Raw genomic sequence first — 21301 nt, 5'->3', positions numbered from 1 at the left:
CCGTTGCCGGGGTTGCCGGGATTTCCACCTGGTCCACCATTGCCGGGATTGCCCGGATTGCCGCCCGGCCCGCCATTGCCGGGATTGCCCGGATTGCCGCCCGGCCCACCGTTGCCGGGGTTGCCGGGATTTCCACCTGGTCCACCATTGCCGGGATTGCCCGGATTGCCGCCCGGTCCGCCGTTGCCCGGGTTTCCGGGATTCCCGCCGGGGCCGCCATTGCCGGGGTTGCCCGGATTGCCGCCCGGCCCGCCGTTACCGGGGTTGCCAGGTGTGCCGCCTGGCCCACCACTACCGGGGTTGCCCGGATTACTGCCCGGTCCACCATTGCCCGGGTTTCCGCCGGGTCCGCCGTTGCCTGGATTGCCGCCCGGTCCGCCGGCGCCCGGGTTTCCACCTGGACCACCAGCGCCGGGGTTGCCGCCGGATCCATTACCGCCGTTGCCATTACCGGGATTCTCGACCGGCCCGCCATTTCCAGGATTGCCCGAACCACCACTCGCTGGGGCGCCAGGATTGGCGCCATTGCCTGGATTGCCAGGAGCGCCGCCGTTTCCGTTGCCGGGGCTGCCGCCTCCGCCGTTGTTGGTTGAACCCGTCGGGTTTCCTCCGGCAATACCGCCGGAATTTCCAGTCGTACCGACGCCGCTATTGGCTCCATTGCCAACGGGACCCGACGACGCCGTCGATGGGGCCGGAGTCCCGTTGGGCGTGGTGTTCGACGCGCTTGGTGTTGCAGCCGGGGCTGCGGAACCGCTGGCCGCAACCGCGACCGGCGCGGTGCTCGGCGGGTTCTGAACGAGGCCGTCCGTCAGAGCTTCGTAATCCAGTCCCGGCGCCGTGACTGGAAGGGCTTCAGCCGGAACGGTCGTCGCGGGCGCCGTGACCTCGACGGCGGTGGGTTGCTGACGAGGGACGAGCGCCGTGGCCCCCGCCGCCACGTCGCTGACCGCGTTTCCGCTGTTCGCGCGAACCTCAACCAGACCTTCGGCGACGTGGACGCGATCGCCCATCGGATCGACCGTGACGGTGAAGGTCGTGCCCTTCACCACGGCGGCCAGCAGCGGCGTCTCGACCCGGAAATGTGGACGACGCTGACGATCGACCTGGAACAGGGCCGACCCGAGATCCTGCAGCACCCGGGTCATACCCCCAGCCTCCGGAGCCAGGGTCGTGCGGCTGTTCGGACCGACCGTGACGCGTTGGTCCCCATTCGTAATGAGCGCGCGACCGTTCCCGCCCGTCGTGACGCTCGTACCTGTCGGCAACACCAGGCCGACCGTGCCGCTGGCGACCGGGCGTGCCGGTATGGCCACGCGAACAACGCCCGAGACTTCCCGGACGCGCCACTCGTCGGCCCAAGCTTGTGTCGGATATCGTACACAGAATAGAATTATCGCGAATAGTATTGCGTACCGCTTGGCCACCAAGAACTCCTGACATCCCGTTTTATCGACCGGATACCAGCAGGTGCCTGCGAAGCTCTTAACTCGCGGTATTAACGCGATTTTCAGTTCAGGCGCTTAGCTGGTCGCCGGGACTTGGAGAACGGCGTGCGACTAGGCTCTTTTACTTCATGGTTAAGAACAGCGACAAACCTCTTGGGGGCGGCGTTGATCATGACTGTGGTCGCTATCAGTCCCGCCCACGCGGATGCCGAGCCGTCGCCTGCCCTTGAGCCAGGTTGCAGCGGCTGCCTGGTGCTCACCAGCATGCTGATCCAGGGGGTGAGCGCCTATCCCCTTGCGGACCTCGCCAGCGCCTACGATCAGCAACTCGCCCGTCAGGTGACGGTCGATGATCTGGTGCAGTCGGCGACGGCGATCACGGCGCGGTATCGGAACGATGGATATTTCCTGACCCGCGCCGTCGTCGCCGAGACCGACCCGGCGGCGGGGTCAGCCCGGATCGTCGTTTTCGAAGGCTATATCGCCGAACTGCAGATCACCGGCGACGGGGCGCTCGCCGTTCGGCCGATTCTTGCGCCGCTGCTGAACCGGCGGCCCCTCACTATCGGCGAGCTGGACCGCCGGCTGTCGCTGGCGTCCGATGTCCCGGGGGTGAAGCTGACCAGCCGGATCGAACCCATCATCGGCGAACCGGCTCAGCACCGACTGGTCGTCGAGACGCAGATGTCTTCCGGGAGCGCCGGGCTCTACGTCGATAACCGCGGTCCAGAGGCGCAAGGCCCTTGGCAGGTCTATCTTTCCGGCAGCAGGAACTCGACCTTCGCGCCCGGCGACCAGATTTCGGCGGCGGTTCTCACCGTGCCGGACAGCCCTGACGAACTCACCTATGTCGACGCCTCCTATTCGGTAGCCGCCCCAGGCGGCGGGCGTCTTCGTTTCGGCGTCTCGGGGTATGAGACGGACGCGCCTGTGCGGAACGGCGGGGGCTGGATCGGCGGAAGTAGCCGCGTGGCGTCGGTCGCCCTTTCGCGCCCCGTGATCCGGTCGCGTGATAAAAATCTCTGGCTAAATGCGGGCCTCGACGTTCGCCGGGTTAAGCAGCGCTACGCCGAGACGGGTCTCGCCAAGGAGACCCTCGCGGTGGCGCGCTTCTCGGTCGCGGGACAGCGGCGCTACAGCCCGGGCTATGTCGCGGGTTCGGTTCAGCTCTCCAAAGGTCTGAACGCCTTCGGCGCCACGACCCGGTCCTCGTCCTTCAACACGCGCACCGACGCGACCGGCGAGTTCTTCAAGATCAACGCCCAGGTCAGCGCCTATCGCGACCTCGGAAAATATGTCGGCGTTTACGTCGAGGCGGCCGGCCAGTGGTCGGACGATCCGCTGCTGAGTTCCGAAGAATTCTTCGTGGGCGGGCCGACCTACGGCCGGGCTTACGATTATGGAGAGGCCAGCGGCGACAGAGCCGCCGCCGCAATGATCGAAGCCCGGGTCGGCTACGACCCCCAGGGCGACCTGATCTCCTTCGCCCAGGCCTTCGCCTTCGTCGATTCCGCCAAGGTCTGGAACGTCGCGCCCGGCAAGGACTGGTCCGAAAGCCTGACCTCCGCCGGCGTCGGCTCTCGGATCACGTTCGGACGCAAAACCACGCTTCGGGTCGAACTCGCCAAACCGCTTTCGCGCGCGCCCTACACTGAGCGGGACAAGGGCTGGCGGAGCTTCGTGTCGTTGTCACGTCAGTTTTAGACCGCGACGAACACCGACTGCATTACGACAAAGTCGTATTTGCCGATAACGTACGTTGGTCGGCAGTCTGCTCTGGCTGGCAGTCTAGATCGCGGCCTGTCGAACGCTGGCGACGGTTGGCGTAAGTGCGCGGCCATGGGCGATCCTGAGAATTATCCACTACCGTCGGATGGTCTTCATAGATCGTTACCGCCAGCCGCAGACGCAGCTGATGATCAAGAACCAATATATGCTCCTCGCGCATGACGGTTTCTTGAAAATGATGCGAAAGGTGGGAATTTTTGGGTCTAGTCGCCCGGCGTTAGCGGGCTCATCTTTAGAACTTTGTGCAAAGCGCCGCGTTTCCGACCCTTATAACCGTTCTCTAACTCGATACTGTCGTCGCGCTGACGTTCTGAACCACCGTAGATTATCCATAGCCGTTCCGCCGATCCCGCCGGCGGCGCCCAACTCGGCCTCAGCCCCGGCGAGTTCCAGTCGGGTGCGATCGACTACCGCGGACGCATCTACAAGTGCGGCGACGGCGAGGGCAGAACAGCACTTTAACGAGGCCATTCGTGGAAAGAGCACGGCTTCGGTCGAGCATCGCGCCAGCCATCACTACGGAAACTGAGAATCGCTTTGAAACAGCAGCCCACCGGAGGTTGAGGGACCGCGAATGTGGATAACGCCGCGACCATCTGCGGCTCTAACGCGTCGCGTAGAGGTCATCAGCAAGACCGAAGCTTGGATCATTGGTTCGCGAAAAGACCTGCTAAGACCGTTGGCGTCCAATGTTCACGGGGATTTCACCATTTGGGTGGGTCTCGGTTTCAAACCGAAGTGGCGCACCCGACAGGATTCGAACCTGTGACCCCTGCCTTCGGAGGGCAGTACTCTATCCAGCTGAGCTACGGGTGCGCATGCGGCGTGACGCCGGAGAAGGCCGCTTACAGCAAGGCGCGGGCGGTCTCAATCCCGAATGCGCGGATGAGGACGTCTGATCACTTCAAAGCAGCATCCGCCATCGGCACGACACGGAGGCCTAAAGCCTCAAGCAGCGCGAAGCGCGATAGGCCCCTAAGAAAGCAATAGGCGCTCGCGTCCTATTGCGCGGTCATGCCGCCGTCGATCTTGAACTCGGAACCGGTGACAAATTTGGATTCGTCTGAGGCCAGGTAAACGACGCAATAGGCGACGTCGTCCGGTTCGCCGATGCGCTTCAGAGGGATGCCGCGCGCCAGGCGTTCGTGGGCCTTGTCCTCGTCGCCGCCGGCCATGGCGATGAAGGGATCCAGGATCGGGGTCTTAATGAAGACCGGATGGACCGAGTTGCAGCGTACGTTCCAGTCGGCCTTGGCGGCCTCGAGCGCCAGGGTCTTGGTGTACATCCAGACGGCGGCCTTGGTGGCGTTGTAGGCGCCCATGCCGGGGGCGGCGACCAGGCCGGCGATGGAAGAGATATTGATGATCGAAGCGTGGGCGGCGGCGCGCAGGTGCGGCATGGCGTGTTTGGCGCCCAGCATGATGGAGCGCAGGTTGATCTCGTACTGACGCTGCCAGTTCTCGACCGTGTCCTGTTCGACGAAGGCCAGGGGGCCGCCGACGCCGGCGTTGTTGACAAGGACCGACAGGCCGCCGAGATCGGCGACGGCAGCGGCGATGACCCGCTCCCAGTCCGCCTCAGAAGCCACGTCGTGGTCATAGGCGGAGGCGGCGTCGGGGATTTCGGCGTTGATCCGTGCGGCCAGCAGGCCGGCGCGGTCGCCGTCGATGTCGGTCACGGCGACGCGGGCGCCCTCGCGCGCCAGCATCAGGGCCATGGCCTCGCCCAGGCCGCCGGCGGCGCCGGTGATCAGGACGGTCTTGCCGGCGACGCGGCCCGGACGCGGCGCGCTCACGACGTCACCCCCATGTCGGCGGCGACCTGGTCGATGAAGCGGGCCAGGGCGACGTCCTTGTCGGTCACGCCGTCCGCGTCATGGGTGGTCAGCAACACCTCGACCCGGTTGTAGACGTTCGACCATTCGGGATGGTGATCCATCTTGTCCGCCATCAGGGCGACCCGCGTCATGAAGCCGAAGGCGGCGTTGAAGTCGGCGAAGGTCAGCCGTCGTTCGATCGCCGGCCGGTCGCCGTTGGAAGCGGTCCAGGCCGGAAGCCGCTTCAGTGTTTCCGCAACGTCAATACGGCCGTCGGTCATCGGGGTTTCCTCTTTTCCTTTGGCGTAAGGCGCCCGACGGGCCGCCGCAAGCGCCCAGAAAGGGCCGTGAAATGGTCGCGGAACGCCCGGTCAAGCTTTCGCGTTGAGATAAGCTGGACAAGCGTCGCCGTTTCCGGCCGGAGGATGAGGACGATGGACAATCTCTGGATCGCCGCCCTGGACGCGGCCGACCGCAAGCGTCTGGAGCCCCATCTGGGCGAGCGCGAGATGACGCGCGGCCAGGTGCTGTACGATGCGGGCGACGCGGTCGATCAGGTCTGGTTTCCGATCAAGGGGGTCGTGTCGCTGATGACGATCCTGCCCGACGACAAGATGGTGGAGACCGCGGCCATTGGACGAGAGGGGCTGGTGGGGGTGACGTGCGGCCCGTTCAACGCACGCGCCGCCAGCCGCGCCATATCCCAGCGAGATGGCGTGGCCGTCTGTTGTTCGGCCGAGGCCTTTGGCGAGGCGCTGGACGCCAGCGAAAGCCTGCGCCTGGCCCTGTCGCGCTTCACCGAAGGCCTGATGGCCCAGGTGCAGCAGGCCGCCGCCTGCAACGCCCAGCACCAGCTGGACGAGCGGCTGGCGCGCTGGCTGCTGACCCTGCACGACCGGGCCGAGGACGATCGGTTCGACCTGACCCAGGCCGACATCGCCGGCATGCTGGGAGTGCGACGGGCCACCGTGTCCGAGGTCGGGACGGCGTTGGAGGGCAAGAAGCTGATCGAACGTGGCCGGGGTTGGGTGAGGGTGCTGGACCGCGACGGGCTGGAGGCGGCCTCGTGCGGCTGCTACGGCCTGATGCGCGAGGTGATGAAGGATCTGGAATTGCCGCAGCCGGAAGCCGCCTGATGCGGCGTCTGATCGGGTGACGGCGGCGCGGCGACGCGCTAGACCGTCGTCCATGACAGACGCCTCCTCGCACGGCCCGCATTCGTCGGGCGACCGTTCCTCCTTCGGCTTTCGCGATGTGGATGCGCGCGAGAAGGTCAGGATGGTGCGCGGCGTGTTCGATTCCGTCGCCTCCAGCTACGATGTGATGAACGACCTGATGAGCGTCGGCGTCCACCGGTTGTGGAAGGACGCGGCGGCGGCCAAGCTGAACCCGCGTCCGGGCGAGACCATTCTGGACGTGGCGGGCGGCACCGGCGACATGGCCCGGCGCTATGCGAAGATGGCGCGCGCGGCCCAGGAACGGCGCGGGGGCGAGGACGCCTCGGTCATCGTGCTGGACTACAACGCCGAGATGATCCTGGCGGGCGTCCACAAGGGCGGCGAGCCGGAGATGAGCTGGTCGGTCGGGGACGCGATGAACCTGCCGCTGCCCGACGCCTCGGTCGATGCCTATTCGATCAGTTTCGGCATCCGCAACGTGGCCCATATCGACAAGGCCCTTGCCGAGGCGCGGCGCGTATTGAAGCCGGGCGGGCGGTTCCTGTGCCTGGAATTCTCGCGCCCCACGACGGGGCCGGTGCGCAAGGCCTATGACGCCTGGTCCTTCCACGCCATTCCCCGCATCGGCGGCTGGGTGGCCAAGGATCGCGACAGCTATCAGTATCTGGTCGAGAGCATCCGCCGCTTCCCCGACCAGGCGGCGTTCAAGGCCCTGATCGAGGACGCCGGATTCGGCCGCGTGTCGGTGACCAATCTGTCGGGCGGGATCGCCGCCATCCATCACGGGTGGGCGATCTGACCAGCCGGATCTATCGCACGGCCCCGCCGCCGCCCGCGACCGTGGCGGTGCAGAACCCGGTCGCGGCCTTCCTGCGCCTGCTGGGCTGGCTGTGGGTGCTGGCGCGCCACGACGCCCTGATCCCGCGCGAGGTCACGCCGCTGCTGCCCGTCTGGACCCGGCCCTTCGCCCGGTTCGTGCAGATGCTGTCCGGCAAGGCGGGGCGTCAGGGACGGCCCGGCCAGCGGCTGGGCAAGGCGTTCGAACATCTGGGACCGGTGGCGATCAAACTGGGTCAGGTCCTGGCCACCCGCGCCGACATCTTCGGCCTGCAGTTCGCGCGCGACCTGGGCCGGTTGAAGGACGCCTTGCCGCCCTTTGCGCTGGAAGAAGCGCGGCGCGAGATCGAGAAGTCGCTGGGTCGGCCGGTCGAGAGCCTGTTCACTGACCTGGGTCCTGCGGTCGCCGCCGCCTCGCTGGCGCAGGCGCACCGCGCCACCCTGGCCGACGGCCGCGCCGTGGCGGTCAAGGTGCTGCGGCCTGGGGTCGAGCGCCGGGTCTTCAACGGGCTGGATTCCATGCGGCTGGCCGCGCGTCTGGTATGGCGCCTCGTGCCCATGGCGCGGCGGCTGGAGCCCTCCGCCTTCGTCGAAACCATCGCCAACTCGCTCGATCTGGAGCTGGACATGCGGCTGGAGGCCGCCGCGGCCAGCGAGATGGCCGATGTCCTGGCCAAGGACGGATACATGTCCGCCCCCGCTGTCATCTGGGATGGGGTGGGCAAGCGGGTGCTGACCCTGGAATGGGCGCAGGGCGTGCCCATGACCGATCCGGCCCTGGCGGACTTGCCCGGCCTGGATACCGACCTGTTGGCCGACAATGTCGTGCGCGCCTTCTTGGTCCAGGCCCTGGACCACGGGGTGTTTCATGCCGACCTGCACGAGGGCAATCTGTTCGCCAGCGCCCCGGCGCACCTGACGGCCATCGATTTCGGCATCGTCGGGCGGCTGGGTCCGGCCGAGCGACGCTATCTGGCCGAGATCCTGTGGGGCTTCATCAGCCGCGACTACGACCGGATCGCCCGGGTCCATTTCGAGGCCGGCTATGTGCCCGCCCACCATTCGGTCGAGACCTTCGCCCAGGCCCTGCGCGCGGTGGGCGAGCCGGTGATCGGCCGGGCCGCCAGCCAGGTGTCGATGGGCCGGCTGCTGGGCCAGCTGTTCGAGATCACCGCCCTGTTCGACATGCGGCTGAGGCCCGAGCTGATCCTGCTGCAGAAGACTATGGTCTCGGTCGAGGGGGTGGCGCGCCGGCTTCAACCCGACCACGACCTGTGGAAGGCCGCCCAGCCGGTGGTTGAACGCTGGATCCGGCGCGAACTGGGACCGCAGGCCCAGGCCAGGGACGCCCTGAACGAGATGATTGCGGCGGCGCGGGCCATCTCGCGCCTGGTGCAGGAGCCGCCGCGTCCGGCGGCGGTGGTCATCGAAAAGTCGGGAACTCCCGCTTGGGTGGCGGCTTCAGTCACGGTCGCGGTTCTCGCGGCCCTGACGGCCCTGGGCCTTTCGCTCTGGCCCTACCTGTCCTGACCGGAGCCTTCGCATGAAGACGACCCTGATCGCCGCCGCCCTGCTGCTGGCCCCCGTTCCCGCCCTGGCCCAGGCGGCTGCCGGCGCCGTGCCGAACAGTTTCGACCAGCCGGCCCAGGCTCAAACCCAGCCGACCCGTCCGGCTGCGGAGGCGCCCGCCGCCCCGGCAGCGGCTGCGCCCGACATCGCCCGGTCGGAAGAGGCGCTGCGGGCCGTGATCGCGGCGGCGCAAGGTCCCGGCTTCGACTATTCGGTCTTCACCGATGGTCTGGCCGCGCAGATCCGCCAGCAGTCCAAACAGATGACGACGCTGATCAAGGGCTTCGGCGCGGTCAAGACCGTGGCGTTCGAGCGGCCGGAAGGCGAGGCCCATCTGTTCAAGGTGACCTTCGACAACCAGGTCACAGAATGGATGATCGGCTTCGACGCCGACGACAAGATCGCCGCCCTGCTGTTCCGGCCCGCCGAGGACTGAGATTCCGCTTTGAGGTTGCGACGGAATGTCGCAACCTGGGCCGTTGGAGCGTGGGACGGGGGCGTCCTTGAGCCTGAAGGTCACTGTCCATGAAACGCTCGCTCGTCGGCCTCGGCCTTGTGGCGCTGCTCGGCGCCTGCGCCACCGATCCGGGAGGTCCGCCGGAAGGACCGCCGCAGGATCGCTCCGAGATCTTCATCAGCCCGTTCGGCGAGCCGTTCGTGTCGCAGCCGGGCGAGCCCTATCCGGTCGCCGCCTGGTTCGCCGGAGCCGACGCCGATCATGACGGACGCCTGACGGCGGAGGAGTTCTCGGTCGACGGACGGCGCTGGTTCGCGCGCCTGGACGCCGACGGCGATACGGTGCTGACGCCGGGCGAGATCGCCGCCTACGAAGGTCAGATCGACGCCGCCTTCCTTCACGCCAACGCGGGCCCGATGCGCGGTTCCGGGCACGGGGGCCGGGGGCGGGGCGGCGGCGGTCGCGGCGGATCTGGCGGCCGCATGGGGATTGGCGAAGGGGCGGGGCAGGAGGATGACGTGTCCCATATCCAGCCCCACATCCCCAAGGTCTCGGCGGCGTCGGAGTCGGCCGAGCGGATGGCGCGGGCGGGCCTGCTGTCGGTGCCCCAGCCGGTGCGGTCGGCGGACCGGAACATGGACCAGCGGATCACGACGCCGGAATGGGCCGCCGCCGGCGAACGCTGGTTCGGCCTGCTGGACACGGACCATGACGGGGTGCTGACCCTGGACACCCTGCCCCGGACGGCCCTTCAGGGCCGCCGCTAGTCCAGCGAGGGCTTGCCGCGTCCGGACTTGATGGCCGAGCGGCTGGTCTTGGCCTGGAGGCGGCGCTCCTTGGAGGCGCGGGTCGGGCGGGTCGGGACGCGGAAGACGGGGCGGATCGAGGCCTCGTCCACCAGGGCCTGCAGCCGTTCCATGGCGTCGGCGCGGTTGCGCTCCTGGGTGCGGTGGCGGACGGCGGTGATCAGGATGACCCCCTCCAGCGTCAGGCGACTGCCCGCCAGCTTCATCAGCCGTTCCTTGACCGGATCGGTCAGGGAGGGGGAGTTCCTGACGTCGAACCGCATCTGGACGGCGGTCGAGACCTTGTTGACGTTCTGGCCGCCCGGTCCGCCGGCGCGGTAGAAGTGGAACTCCAGCTCGTCCTCGGGGATGACGGTGGTCATGTTGCGACCCTGCGCGCCTTGACCACGGCCTGGTCCAGGGCCTGGAGGAAGCGCGAGCGGTCGGCGGCCGAGAAGGGCGGCGGGCCGGATGTGGCGACCCCCATGGAGCGCAGATGCTCGCCCACCATCCGCCCGGCCAGGGCCGAGCCGATCGAGTCCGGGGTGAAGGGCTGGCCGTTGGACTTCAGCGCCTGGGCGCCGGCCTTCAGGCAGCGGTCGGCCAGGGGGATGTCGGCGGTGATGACCACATCACCCAGGCCCGCCCGTTCGGCGATCCAGTCGTCGGCGATGTCGGGCCCGGCGTCCACCACCACCTGTTCGATCAGGGCCTCGCGCGGGACCTGCATCCAGCCGTTGGAGACGACATAGGTCTTCAGCCCATAGCGGCGGGCCACGCGATAGACCTCCTCCTTCACCGGGCAGGCGTCGGCGTCGATGTAGAGGGCGGTCGGCATGGGGCCAGACCTAGCGCGGACGGGGGCGGGGGGAAAAGTGCACGGCGGGCGCAATAAAAAATAAGAGTGCACTTTCGTGCACTTTTCGCGCGGGCGCCGGGATGGCGTGAGGTCGGATCGTCGAGGCGGATTCAGATTTCAAAGACCGGGCAGGCATTATCGCACGGTTCGAGGGAGCGTCAGGTCGATTGTCTTTTTCGAGTGCGAGAGCCTTGAAAAGACAAGGATTATTTAGCGACATTAGGATGGAAGCGGTGGTTTTCCCGGCCCTGCACGTTCAATGGACAGGGGGACGGTCGGCGCAGGGGGTGAGGCGGCGTCGGTTCGCCTTGCCGGGACCCGCCTGCGCCTCTAGGCTATTGATGGCGCTCACTTATGTCGGTCACCGTACATGGCGGTCCGTGCGCCGCCTGTATGAGACGAACGATTGAGCCCTGCGAACGCCAGATTTGCCCTGAGGTCGGCGACGGCTGACGCCCACGAAAGGCTGGACGCGCTGTTTTCACGGTTCGACCTGTCCGACCGCCTCGGTTACGGCGACTTTCTCAAGGCCCAGGCCGGCGCCTTTCTGGCGGTGGAGGCGGCGCTCGACCGGGCCGGGGCGGGCGCGATCCTGCCGGACTGGGAGGCGCGTCGGCGTTCGGCGGCCCTGGCCGAGGACATGGGCCTGTTGTCCATCACCCCCGACGCGATGACGGCGCCGACGTTCACGACCGAACCGGAGATCCTGGGCGGCGTCTATGTTCTGGAAGGCTCTCGCCTGGGCGGCGCCATGCTGGTGCGGAGCGTGCCCGATGATCTGCCGACGGCCTTTCTGAGGCACGGGAACCCGTCGGCCTGGCGCGCATTCGTTCAGCTTCTGGATGAACGGCTAAGCTCGCCGGACGATCTGAAACAGGCCGCGGGCGCGGCCACATCCGTATTTCGCGCGTTTGAGTCCTCGGCCAACCGCATCCTTGGGGACTCCCGATCGTGACGACAGACTCCGCCCCCACGCCTGGGCCCGCGCCCGGCCCCACTCCTGGCCAGAAGATCGACCTGACCAACTGCGACCGCGAGCCGATCCATATTCTGGGCGCCATCCAGCCGATCGGCTTCCTGATCGCCCTGACCGCCGACTGGATGGTCGCGCGGGTGTCGGCCAATATCGCGGACTTCATCGGCGAGGCGCCGGCGGATCTGTTCGGACGACCGCTGCAGGACATCCTGTCGCCCAGGGCGGTCCACGATCTGCGCAACCGCGCGTCCTTGCTGCGCGGCGCGGACTCGGTGGAACGGCTGTTCGACTGCGTGTTGCAGGACGGCGGGCAGGCGTTCGACCTGGCGATCCACGTCTCGGGCGGCCAGATCGTCATCGAGGGGGAGCCCGCGTCGGGTGAGCACGGCGACGCCACAGGCATGGTCCGCTCCATGATCGCGCGCCTGGACCAGACCGCAGAGTTCGCGGCCTTCTACAGGGAGGGCGCCCGCCAGGTGCGGGCCCTGATCGGCTTCGACCGGGTCATGGTCTATCGCTTCGCCGCCGACGGTCACGGCGCGGTGGTCGCCGAAGCCGTTCGCGCCGGCATCGGCAAGTTCATGGGCCTGCATTACCCGGCCAGCGACATCCCCACCCAGGCGCGCGAACTGTATCGCCGCAACATGCTGCGGATCATCGCCGATGTGCACGCCGCGCCCGCGCCGATCCTGCCTCAGCGGGACGAGGCCGGTCAGCCTCTGGACCTGTCGCTTTCGACCCTGCGCGCCGTGTCGCCCATCCACATCGAATATCTGAAGAACATGGGCGTCGACGCCTCCATGTCGATCTCGATCATCGTGGACGGCAAGCTGTGGGGGCTGTTCGCCTGCCACCACTATGCGCCCCGGTGTCCGACGTTCGAGCGCCGGTCGGTCGCTGAGCTGTTCGTGCAGATGTTTGCGATGCGGCTGGAAAGCCGGGAGCGTAAGGACACCGTCGAATACGAGCGCCGGGCGCGCGACATCTCCGACCAGCTGCTGGGGGCCGTGGCGTCCGACGAGACCCTGCTCAAGGATCCGGACTGGCTGGGCGACATCCTGACCCACGCCATCCCCGCCGACGGGGTGGGCGTCTGGCTGGGCGGCAACTACGCCTTTTCCGGCACGGTCCCGCCTCTGGACGACTTTCGTCGCATCGTGCGTGCGCTGAACGGCACGGCGGCGGGCAAGGTCTATGCGACAGACCACATCGGCGCGATCGTGCCGGACGCGGACGCCTTCGCCTCCGACGCGGCGGGCATGCTGGCCATCCCGATCTCGCGGTCGCCGCGCGACTATGTCGTCCTGTTCCGCAAGGAGCTGATCCATTCGGTGCGATGGGCCGGCGATCCGCACAAGCCGGTCGAATTCGGTCCCAACGGCCCTCGCCTGACCCCGCGCCAGAGCTTCGAAGAATGGAAACAGCTGGTCGAAGGCCATTCCCAGCCCTTCTCGGCGTCCGAGGTGCGTGTGGCGGAAACGCTCAGGGCGACCCTGATCGAGGTGGTGCTGCGGCTCGCCGACGAGGCCTCGGCCGAGCGTCAGCAGGCCGGCGCCCGCCAGGAGCTGCTGATCGCCGAACTCAATCACCGGGTCCGCAACATCCTGGGCCTGATTCGGGGCCTGATCCGGCAGTCCCAGCCGACCGGCGGCGACGTCTCGGACTTCGTCAAGGTGGTGGACGGCCGGATCCACGCCCTGGCCCGCGCCCACAACCAGATCACCGACGACCACTGGGGGCCGGCGCCGATGCAGGCGATGATCGACGCCGAAGCCGCCGCCTTCGTCGGCGATCACGAGCGGATCGTGACCCAGGGCGAGGCGATCTTTTTGAACCCCAACGCCTATTCGACGATGGCGCTGGTGGTGCACGAACTGGTCACCAATTCGAACAAATACGGAAGCCTGTCGGCGGAGGGCGGCAGGGTGACGATCAGCTGGAGCCGCAACCCCGCCGGCGACCTGATGCTGGAGTGGCGCGAGACGGGCGGGCCCGAGGTCGTCAAGCCGACGCGCAAGGGGTTCGGGACGACCATCATCGACCGGTCCGTGCCCTATGACCTGGGAGGGACCGCCTCGGTGGACTATGATCCCAAGGGGCTTGTCGCGACCTATCGCATTCCCGCGCGACACCTGTCCGAGCCGCGTACGCTGGAGGCCGCCAAGCCGATCCGGTACCCCCGGCCGTCCGCAGGCCATCCGCAGACCGCGCCGGACACGATGCTGAACGGCCACGACGTGCTGCTGGTCGAGGACAGTTTGATCATAGCGCTGGACGCCGAGGACATCGCCAACCGGCTGGGCGCCGCGACGGTGACGACGGCGGCCACCGTGCAGGGCGCGCTGGACCAGATCGACGTGCAGCGGCCGACGGTGGCGATCCTGGACATCAATCTGGGCGACCGGACCAGCTTCCCGGTCGCGGACCGGCTGGCGGAGCTGAATGTGCCGTTCCTGTTCGCGACCGGATATGGCGAGCAGGCCAGCCTGCCGATGGATCATCGCGGCCGGCTGGTGGTGCAGAAGCCCTATACGCTGGAGAATATCGCGCGGGCGATGGACAGTATGGTGGGCGAGACGTCGCGCGGGGACTGAGACGCGAAAAAGGGCGGGACTTGCGGTCCCGCCCTTTCCGTTAGGCCAGCCGTCGTCAGTTGCGATAGGCCGGCGGCATGGGGGTCTGCTGGCGGTAGCGGTCGCGCAGCATCAGCGGGCGGCTGGTCAGGGGTTGTTCGACGCCGTCGATGAAGACGGCCGAGGGCTGGCTGAGCGGCTCCAGCGGGTCGCCGGACCAGACCACGACGTCGGCGGCGGCGCCCGGCGCGATCTGGCCGAACTGTCCGGCCATGCCGAAGATTTTCGCCGGATTGACCGTCAGGGCGGCGATGGCGGCGTCGTAGGGCAGGCCGTGCGACACGGCGTTGCCAGCGTTGTAGCGGGCCTCGCGGGCGCGGTGGGTCGAACCCTCATTGCCCTTGATGGCGATGACCACGCCGGCCGCGTTCAGGGCCGCCGCATTCTCCATCCGCGCCGCCCGCATCTCGAAATCGCTGGGCAGGTTGGAAATGGGGTTGAGCAGGACGGGCACGCCGGCCGAGGCGATGTCGCCGGCGACCAGCCAGCCCTCTTCGGCGCCGTCCAGGATCAGCTTGATCCCTTCCTCGCGCGCCAGGCGCAGCACCTGCTGGATGTCTGAGGCGCGGTGGACGCTGACGATCAGGGGCATGGACCCGTTGGCGACCGGGATCAGGGCCTCAAGGTCGGCGCGCGACAGGCTGAGGTCGCGCAGGCCGGCGCGTTCATAGGCCGACTTGCTGCGGGCGTAGAGGCGGACCTCGGCCAGCGTCTCCTTGAACAGGACGAACTGGGCGCCGCGCGCGCCGCCGGCGATGGCGGCCCCGGCCTCGCCGAACGGGGCGACCATGGCCACGCGGGGCTTGACCAGGATGTCCGTGCCCTGACCCAGGTCGATGATCGCCGCCTGGCCCGCGAACAGGCCCGGCGTCTGGAAGCCGCCGTCGCCGGCGCCGGCCGTGTCCTCCTCATGCACATGGCCGCCGGACGAGCCGGGATGCTGGGGCACCACGATCGCGCGGGTGATGCCGCCCAGACGGGCGACCGGCAGGGTGAAGGACCAGGGGTCCAGGCCGTAGGAGACGTCGAAGGCGGCGCTGAGGGTGTTGGAGCTGTTGCGCAGTTCGTTGGTGCCGCTGACCGAGCCGACCTCGGTGCCGGCCAGGCCTGAGTCCACCGCCACGAAGCCGGGGGCGACCGTCTTGCCCGCCGCGTCGATGACGCGGGCGCCGGAAGGGGCGGCGCCGGCGCCGACCGAGACGATCCTGCCGTCGCGGATGACGACCGTACCGTTCTCGATGACGGAGGTGCCGGTCAGGATACGCCCGCCGACAATCGCTACCGTTTCCTGAGCCAATGCAGGGGCGGCGAGAGAGAGGGCTGCGACAGCGCCCGCGAGGATGTGAGACAGGCGCATCAGCGGGCTCCTTCCGTGACGTTGGCGGCGGTCTGGCCGTAGCCCGGCTGGCCCAGTTCGAAGTCGCTGGTCGGCTGATAGGCGGGGTTGGTGCGGTCGAAGGCCAGGGCGCCGTCGATGAAGACCTGGTCTGCGCGGGCGTAGATGGAGAAGGGATCGGCGCTCCAGATCACCACGTCGGCGCGCTTGCCGGCCTCCAGCGAGCCGGTCTGGTCGGCGATGCCGATGGCGCGGGCGGCGTTGGAGGTGAACCAGCCGATGGCGTGTTCCTCGGAGATGTTCAGCCCGGCGCGACGGCCGGCCGACAGGGCGGCGGCGGCCTCCTGGTTCAGGCGCTGGGTCAGTTCGGGGTCGTCGGAGTGGATGACGGCGCACGAACCGGGCTGGGCGTCCACCAGGGCGGCGTTCTCCTCGATGGCGTCCAGCGCCTCCATCTTGAAGCCCCACCAGCCGGTCCAGACGGCGGCGCAGATGCCGTTGGCGGCCAGTTGCGGGGCCAGCTTGTAGGCCTCGGTGGCGTGGTGGAAGGTGGAGATGCGGTAGCCGAACTCCTTGGCCATATCCATCATCAGCGCCATCTCGTCGGCGCGGTAGCAGTGGTTCTGGATCAGGATCGACCCGTCCAGCACTCCGGCCAGGGTCTCGTTCTGCAGGTTGCGGGTGGGGGGCGAACCTTCGTGATCCTCCTGCCACTTGTCCCACTTGGCCTTGTAGTCGCGCGCGGCGATGAAGGCGGCGCGGTAGCCGGCCATATTGCCCATGCCGGTGGCCGGGCTCTGGTTGCGGCCGCCATAGACCCGCGACGGGTTCTCGCCGCAGGCCATCTTGACCGTATAGGGGGCGGACGGGAACTTCATGCCCTGCATGGTGATCGAGGGCACGTTGCGGATGGTCACGCCCCGACCGCCGAACAGATTGGCCGAGCCGGGCAGGATGTGCATGGTCGTGACGCCGCCGGCGCGGGCGGTGTTGAAGCCCGGATCCTGGGGCCACAGCGAATGTTCGGCCCAGACCTGGGCGGTGTTCGGGCTGGTCGCCTCGTTGCCGTCGCTCATGCCCTGAACGCCGGGGGACGGATAGACGCCCAGGTGGCTGTGGACGTCGATGACGCCGGGGGTGACATAACGGCCGCGCGCCTCGACGACGCGATAGCCGGCGGGGACGGGGGTCGAGGCGTCGCCGACGGCGGCGATCTTGCCGTCCGTGACCACGACCACGCCGTTCTCGATCTTGCGATCCGTGCCGGTCAGGACGGTGGCGCCCACCACGGCGAAGTTCTCGCGCGGCAGGGGCTGGTAGGTGGAGGGATAGGGGTCCAGCGTTGTCGAGGGATCCAGGCCGGCGGCCAGGGTCTTGGTCTCGGATGGCGCGGCGGCCTCAGATTCTGCGCTGGTGGTGGCGCAGGCCGACAGGCCCAGCACAGCGCAGCCCATGGCCGCGAGGCTGACGCCCCGCAGATGATGTCCGATCATCGGATCCCCTTTTCCCGACGACACGCCAGCCCGACGTGTCTTGCGGCCGTCATAGAAGGGGGTTCGGGCGGAGGCGTCAAAAGATTTCGACGGGGGTTGGCGCGACGCGGGGCATGACAGGCCGCGCGATCTGGGGAAGTATCGCGGCATGACCCTGAAGCTTGATCGCCGCCTCTTCCTCGCCGCCGGTTCGGCCGCCGTTCTGGCGCCCCCGCCCTTCGCCCGACAGACCGAGGGCCCGACCGAAGACTGGACCGCCCTGGCCGCCGATGTGCGCTCGGAGTTCCAGTGGGCGTGGGGGCACTATCGCGCCAAGGCCTGGGGCAAGGACGAGATCAATCCGGTCTCGGGCACGGCCCAGTCCTTCTTCATTCCCGGCCACGACCTGGGCCTGTCGCTGGTCGAGGCGCTGGACACCCTGTGGATGATGGAGCTGGACGAGGAGTTCCAGCAGGGGCTCGACTGGGTGAAGACGAACCTGGACTTCGACATCGACGGCGAGAGCCAGGTGTTCGAGACCAATATCCGCCTGGTCGGCGGCCTGCTGTCGGCGCACCTGGCGTGTGGCGATCCGGTGCTGCTGGCCAAGGCCAAGGACTTAGCCGACCGGCTGATGAAGGCGTTCGAGGCCTCGCCTCACGGCCTGCCCTATCGCTATGTGAACCTGAAGACCGGGGCCGTGCGCGACCCGGAGACCAACCTGGCCGAGATCGGCACCTATGCGACCGAGTTCGGGGTGCTGGGCCGGCTGCTGGGGGACGAGCGCTATTATATGGCGGCCAAGCGGGCGATGAAGCACGCGCTGGACCGGCGGTCGGACATCGGCCTGATGGCGGCCAACATCCATGCCGAGACGGGCGAGTTCATCAGCCGCAACGCCTCGATCGACGTCTATGCCGACAGTTTCTACGAATACCTCTGGGACAGCTGGGAACTGTTCGGCGACGCCGAGATGAAGGCCTGGGCGGTGGAGACCACCGACGCCATCGTGAGGCATCAGGCCAAACGCTATGACGGGCGGCTGTGGTTCCCGATGGTGGATTTCGAGACCGGCGAACCGACCGGGACCAGCCAGACCGAACTGGGCGCCTATCTGGCCGGCCTGCTGGGACAGGTGGGAAAGAAGGCCGAGGGCGACGACTTCCTGGCCAGCTATACCGAGATGCAGCAGGCCTGGACCATCATCCCGGAATCCATCGATGTGACGACCCGCCGTCCGCGCACCAAGGCGACGGGCCTGCGGCCCGAATATCCCGACGCCTGCCTGAACCTGTGGCTGGGCGACCGCGACGAGCGATACCGGAGCCTGTCGGCCATCCACTATCGCAACATGAAGGCGACCAGCCGGGCGGCGTTCGGCTACACGGCCCTGGCCGACATCACCGCGCGGCCCATGGCCCAGGGCGACAACTGCCCCGGCTACTGGTGGTCCGAGCAGATGAAATACTACTGGCTGCTGTTCTCCGACTGCCGCCGCGTGGACTACGCCCAGCTGCAGCTGAGCACCGAGGCGAACGTGCTGCGCGGGTTCGTGCGGGGATAGGGGCGCGCTGGCCGGGCGCGGGGTCAAGGTCATCCGACTGCGCGCCGTCCATGTGAAGGATGAGCTGGAGGGCGTGCTCGGCTTCATCCTGGCGGCGGTGCGGGAAAGACGGGGCGACGGATAGGGCGGAGTCGCCCCCTCCTGGTCGCTGGCGCGACCTGTCCTCCCCATTCGCCTTCGCGAATGGGGAGGTGATGGTTCCTAACGGCCGTAATCCGTCATCGAGAACGGGCGGGCGTCGGGCGTGGTGGCCCAGGTGCGGTTGGGGGCGGGGTCATGGTGAAGGTCAGCTCGCCGCCGGCGAGGATCTGGTCGTGGGTCACGACCGAGCGGTCCAGGGGGCGGCTGTTCAGGGTGACCGAGCCGACGTAGGGGTGGGCGTCCGACAGGCCCTCGGCGCGGATGGTGAACTTGCGGCCGTTGGGCAGGTTCAGGGTGGCGCGGTCCACGAAGGGGCGGCCGATGACATATTCGTTGGAGCCCGGCGTCACCGGATAGAAGCCGAGCGCGGTGAACATCAGCCAGGCCGACATCTGGCCCAGGTCGTCGTTGCCGGCCAGACCGTCGGGCGTGGTCTTGTACTGGGTCTCGACGATCTGCTTCAGCCGCTCCTGGGTGCGCCAGGGCTGGCCCGCATAGACATACATGTATGCCGTGTGGTGGCTGGGTTCGTTGCCGTGGATGTACTGGCCGATCAGGCCGGCGATGTCTTCGGCGTGGGAATAGTCCAGGCCGGTGTTGTCGTAGTCGAACATGGCGTCCAGCTTGGCGACCGTGGCCGCATCGCCGCCCATGATCCCGACCAGGCCGCCCAGGTCCTGGGGCGCGAACCAGGAATATTGCCAGGCGTTGCCCTCGGTATAGTCCGACCCATAGTTGATCGCGACAGGATCGAACGGCTCGCGGAAGGTCCCGTCGGCCTTGCGGGCGCGCACGAAGCCGGTCTTGGCGTCGAAGCTGTTCTTCCAGAAGCCGGCGCGGCGCTCGAAGGTCTCGGCCACGTCATCGCGGCCCAGCGAACGGGCCATGCGGGCGATGGTCCAGTCGTCATAGGCGTATTCGACGGTCTTGGACGCCGCCTCGGGCTCGCGGTCGATGGGGACGTAGCCGAGGTCCATATAGTCGCCCAGGCCGCCGTAGGGGCGGTAGGTCGCGCTGGCGATCATGGCGTCCAGGGCGGCGTTGCCGTCGAAGCCGCGCAGCCCTTTCATCCAGGCGTCGGCGATGACCGGGACGGCGTGATAGCCGATCATGGTCCAGGTCTCCTGGCCGGCGAATTGCCAGACGGGCAGGACGCCATGCGGACTGGCCTGCTGGGACGCCAGCAGGGACTGGATCATGTCCACGTTCCTGGCCTCCGGCTGGACAAGGGTCAGCAGCGGGTGTTCGGCGCGGAAGGTGTCCCACAGCGAGAAGGACGAGTGGAAGGTGAAGCCCTCTGCCGTGTGGACCTGGTTGTCCGGCCCGCGATAGCGGCCGTCCACGTCGCCCGAGACGCTGGGGGCGATCAGGGCGTGATAGAGGGCGGTGTAGAGGCTGGTCTTCATGTCCGGCGACGCCTCGATGTCGATGGCGCCCAGGGCCTGTTCCCAGGCGGTCTTGGTCGAGGCGCGCAGGGCGTCGAAGTCGAAATCGCCGCCTTCGCTGTCCAGGTTCCGGATCGCGCCCTCCTCGTCCACGGTCGAGATGGCGACCTTGACCAGCAGGGGGCCGTCCAGCGGACCGAAGTCGAAGGCGGCCTCGAGCGCCCGGCCCTCCAGCACCAACTTCTCCTCCGGCGTCCGGCCCGGCTGTTTGAAGCCGTTGTAGGGGACGTCGGTCTCGGCGTTCTTTATCGCGTGGCCGGTCATGGGCTGGGAGAAGCGCATGGCGAAATAGAGCTGGCGCGCCGGGGCCCAGCCGCGCGTCTCACGGAAACCCGTGACCACGCCGTCGGGCCGCACGCGGATGCGCGACCACAGGACCTTGCCCGGATAGTCGTAGATGGAGCGGCGGAAATCGAGCAGCACATGGGCCGGCCGGCCGGCCGGGAAGCTGTAGCGATGCAGGCCGACGCGCGTGCCCGCCGTCAGTTCGGCGCGGACGCCGGAATCGGTCAGGCTGACGGCGTAATAGCCGGGCTCGGCCGTCTCGGTGGCCTTGTCGAAGCGCGAGCGATAGCCGGAGCCGGGCTGGGCGATGTCGCCCGGCTCCCATTTCACCTCGCCCGACAGGGGCGTCAGCAGGACGTCGCCCAGGTCCGAATGGCCCGAGCCGGAGAAGTGGGTGTGGGAGAAGCCCAGGATGGTCGGGTCGTCGTGGCGATAGCCCGAGGCCCAGTCATAGGACTGGCGGAAGGGTTTGATGTCGGTGTCGGGGCTGAGCTGGACCATGCCGAAGGGGGCGACGGCGCCGGGGAAGGTATGGCCCTTGCCCGCCGTGCCGATGAAGGGGTCGACGGCGTCGAACGGGGTCGAGGCGGTCTGGGCGCAGGCGGTCCCCGCCGTGAACATCATCGCCGCAATGGCCAGACCCAGTCTTTTCATCCGCAAATCCTCCCTGAAGGTGGCGGGAGGTGACAGGCGCCGCGCGCGAAAGGCAAG

The 21301-nt window shown here is 67.9% G+C and carries 18 protein-coding genes and 1 tRNA gene; 10 read left to right on the top strand and 9 right to left on the bottom strand.

Annotated elements, in window-relative coordinates:
* Positions 1–1271, bottom strand: a 1271-nt coding sequence (locus ACODSC_RS13385) for a FecR domain-containing protein (protein WP_488814484.1), incomplete at its 3' end; no start/stop codon positions are given.
* Between the two features lie 348 nt (positions 1272–1619).
* Here ACODSC_RS13385 and ACODSC_RS13380 point away from each other — a divergent pair.
* Both ACODSC_RS13380 and ACODSC_RS13375 read left to right on the top strand, forming a co-directional pair.
* Positions 1620–3152: a ShlB/FhaC/HecB family hemolysin secretion/activation protein gene (locus tag ACODSC_RS13380; protein ID WP_488814472.1), complete on the top strand. Its 1533-nt coding sequence runs from the start codon at positions 1620–1622 to the stop codon at positions 3150–3152.
* Between the two features lie 408 nt (positions 3153–3560).
* Entirely contained in the window at positions 3561–3698 is a 138-nt protein-coding gene (locus tag ACODSC_RS13375) for a transposase (protein ID WP_488814483.1), read from the top strand.
* A gap of 277 nt (positions 3699–3975) precedes the next feature.
* Here ACODSC_RS13375 and ACODSC_RS13370 read toward each other — a convergent pair.
* The 3 genes from ACODSC_RS13370 to ACODSC_RS13360 form a co-directional block, all read right to left on the bottom strand.
* Positions 3976–4052, bottom strand: a tRNA-Arg gene (locus tag ACODSC_RS13370).
* A gap of 185 nt (positions 4053–4237) precedes the next feature.
* Entirely contained in the window at positions 4238–5032 is a 795-nt protein-coding gene (locus ACODSC_RS13365; RefSeq protein WP_488814471.1) for an SDR family oxidoreductase, read from the bottom strand.
* On the bottom strand, positions 5029–5334 hold the full coding sequence (locus tag ACODSC_RS13360; protein WP_488814470.1) for a 4a-hydroxytetrahydrobiopterin dehydratase: 306 nt from the start codon (positions 5332–5334) through the stop codon (positions 5029–5031). The genes ACODSC_RS13365 and ACODSC_RS13360 overlap by 4 nt, the downstream gene beginning before the upstream one ends.
* A 153-nt stretch (positions 5335–5487) precedes the next feature.
* Here ACODSC_RS13360 and ACODSC_RS13355 point away from each other — a divergent pair, with 153 nt between their 5' ends.
* The 5 genes from ACODSC_RS13355 to ACODSC_RS13335 all read left to right on the top strand — a co-directional run bounded on the left by ACODSC_RS13355 (position 5488) and on the right by ACODSC_RS13335 (position 9861).
* Entirely contained in the window at positions 5488–6189 is a 702-nt protein-coding gene (locus ACODSC_RS13355; protein ID WP_488814469.1) for a Crp/Fnr family transcriptional regulator, read from the top strand.
* A 52-nt stretch (positions 6190–6241) separates the two neighbouring features.
* Complete coding sequence (locus ACODSC_RS13350; protein WP_488814468.1) at positions 6242–7030, top strand: class I SAM-dependent methyltransferase; 789 nt, start codon at positions 6242–6244, stop codon at positions 7028–7030.
* The gene (ubiB, locus tag ACODSC_RS13345; protein WP_488814467.1) at positions 7018–8598 is read left to right on the top strand and encodes a 2-polyprenylphenol 6-hydroxylase; all 1581 of its coding nucleotides are present in this window, start codon (positions 7018–7020) and stop codon (positions 8596–8598) included. Before ACODSC_RS13350 ends, ubiB begins: the two co-directional genes overlap by 13 nt.
* A gap of 13 nt (positions 8599–8611) precedes the next feature.
* The gene (locus ACODSC_RS13340; RefSeq protein WP_488814466.1) at positions 8612–9073 is read left to right on the top strand and encodes a hypothetical protein; all 462 of its coding nucleotides are present in this window, start codon (positions 8612–8614) and stop codon (positions 9071–9073) included.
* Between the two features lie 89 nt (positions 9074–9162).
* On the top strand, positions 9163–9861 hold the full coding sequence (locus tag ACODSC_RS13335; protein WP_488814465.1) for an EF-hand domain-containing protein: 699 nt from the start codon (positions 9163–9165) through the stop codon (positions 9859–9861).
* On the opposite strand, the gene arfB is transcribed toward ACODSC_RS13335, so the two are convergent.
* Complete coding sequence (gene arfB / locus ACODSC_RS13330) at positions 9858–10262, bottom strand: alternative ribosome rescue aminoacyl-tRNA hydrolase ArfB (RefSeq protein WP_488814464.1); 405 nt, start codon at positions 10260–10262, stop codon at positions 9858–9860. The genes ACODSC_RS13335 and arfB overlap by 4 nt on opposite strands.
* On the bottom strand, positions 10259–10717 hold the full coding sequence (locus tag ACODSC_RS13325) for a YaiI/YqxD family protein (protein ID WP_488814463.1): 459 nt from the start codon (positions 10715–10717) through the stop codon (positions 10259–10261). Before ACODSC_RS13325 ends, arfB begins: the two co-directional genes overlap by 4 nt.
* 427 nt (positions 10718–11144) lie before the next feature.
* On the opposite strand from ACODSC_RS13325, the gene ACODSC_RS13320 reads away from it, so the two are divergent.
* Positions 11145–11693 (top strand): biliverdin-producing heme oxygenase, encoded by a 549-nt coding sequence (locus ACODSC_RS13320; protein WP_488814462.1) that lies wholly within the window; start codon positions 11145–11147, stop codon positions 11691–11693.
* Positions 11690–14308, top strand: coding sequence for an HWE histidine kinase domain-containing protein (locus tag ACODSC_RS13315; RefSeq protein WP_488814461.1), 2619 nt, complete (start codon positions 11690–11692; stop codon positions 14306–14308). Before ACODSC_RS13320 ends, ACODSC_RS13315 begins: the two co-directional genes overlap by 4 nt.
* Before the next feature lie 55 nt (positions 14309–14363).
* Here the strand turns inward: ACODSC_RS13315 and ACODSC_RS13310 are convergent, their stop codons facing one another.
* Together ACODSC_RS13310 and ACODSC_RS13305 are read right to left on the bottom strand one after the other, a co-directional pair.
* A complete protein-coding gene (locus ACODSC_RS13310) occupies positions 14364–15704 on the bottom strand; it encodes an amidohydrolase family protein (protein ID WP_488814460.1) in 1341 nt (446 codons plus the stop codon).
* Positions 15704–17176, bottom strand: a complete 1473-nt coding sequence (locus ACODSC_RS13305; RefSeq protein ID WP_488814459.1) for an amidohydrolase — start codon at positions 17174–17176, stop codon at positions 15704–15706. Before ACODSC_RS13305 ends, ACODSC_RS13310 begins: the two co-directional genes overlap by 1 nt.
* A 148-nt stretch (positions 17177–17324) precedes the next feature.
* Between ACODSC_RS13305 and ACODSC_RS13300 the strand changes: the two genes are divergently transcribed.
* The gene (locus tag ACODSC_RS13300) at positions 17325–18719 is read left to right on the top strand and encodes a glycoside hydrolase family 47 protein (RefSeq protein ID WP_488814458.1); all 1395 of its coding nucleotides are present in this window, start codon (positions 17325–17327) and stop codon (positions 18717–18719) included.
* 218 nt (positions 18720–18937) lie between these two features.
* On the opposite strand, the gene ACODSC_RS13295 is transcribed toward ACODSC_RS13300, so the two are convergent.
* Positions 18938–21244 (bottom strand): GH92 family glycosyl hydrolase, encoded by a 2307-nt coding sequence (locus tag ACODSC_RS13295; protein WP_488814457.1) that lies wholly within the window; start codon positions 21242–21244, stop codon positions 18938–18940.
* Positions 21245–21301 lie beyond the last annotated feature (57 nt).

Source organism: Brevundimonas sp. FG128 (assembly GCF_057809775.1).
Note: the sequence above shows the minus strand (reverse complement) of the source record. Positions and strands in the feature narration are given on the sequence as shown.

What these genes read in the sequence shown, in the direction of transcription:
- ACODSC_RS13325 (WP_488814463.1), bottom strand. Translation starts at nt 10,717, where the DNA reads ATGCCGACCGCCCTCTACATCGACGCCGACGCCTGCCCGGTGAAGGAG.
- arfB (WP_488814464.1), bottom strand. Translation starts at nt 10,262, where the DNA reads ATGACCACCGTCATCCCCGAGGACGAGCTGGAGTTCCACTTCTACCGC.
- ACODSC_RS13355 (WP_488814469.1), top strand. Translation starts at nt 5,488, where the DNA reads ATGGACAATCTCTGGATCGCCGCCCTGGACGCGGCCGACCGCAAGCGT.
- ACODSC_RS13335 (WP_488814465.1), top strand. Translation starts at nt 9,163, where the DNA reads ATGAAACGCTCGCTCGTCGGCCTCGGCCTTGTGGCGCTGCTCGGCGCC.
- ACODSC_RS13360 (WP_488814470.1), bottom strand. Translation starts at nt 5,334, where the DNA reads ATGACCGACGGCCGTATTGACGTTGCGGAAACACTGAAGCGGCTTCCG.
- ACODSC_RS13305 (WP_488814459.1), bottom strand. Translation starts at nt 17,176, where the DNA reads ATGATCGGACATCATCTGCGGGGCGTCAGCCTCGCGGCCATGGGCTGC.
- ACODSC_RS13350 (WP_488814468.1), top strand. Translation starts at nt 6,242, where the DNA reads ATGACAGACGCCTCCTCGCACGGCCCGCATTCGTCGGGCGACCGTTCC.
- ACODSC_RS13300 (WP_488814458.1), top strand. Translation starts at nt 17,325, where the DNA reads ATGACCCTGAAGCTTGATCGCCGCCTCTTCCTCGCCGCCGGTTCGGCC.
- ACODSC_RS13380 (WP_488814472.1), top strand. Translation starts at nt 1,620, where the DNA reads ATGACTGTGGTCGCTATCAGTCCCGCCCACGCGGATGCCGAGCCGTCG.
- ACODSC_RS13310 (WP_488814460.1), bottom strand. Translation starts at nt 15,704, where the DNA reads ATGCGCCTGTCTCACATCCTCGCGGGCGCTGTCGCAGCCCTCTCTCTC.
- ACODSC_RS13295 (WP_488814457.1), bottom strand. Translation starts at nt 21,244, where the DNA reads ATGAAAAGACTGGGTCTGGCCATTGCGGCGATGATGTTCACGGCGGGG.
- ACODSC_RS13340 (WP_488814466.1), top strand. Translation starts at nt 8,612, where the DNA reads ATGAAGACGACCCTGATCGCCGCCGCCCTGCTGCTGGCCCCCGTTCCC.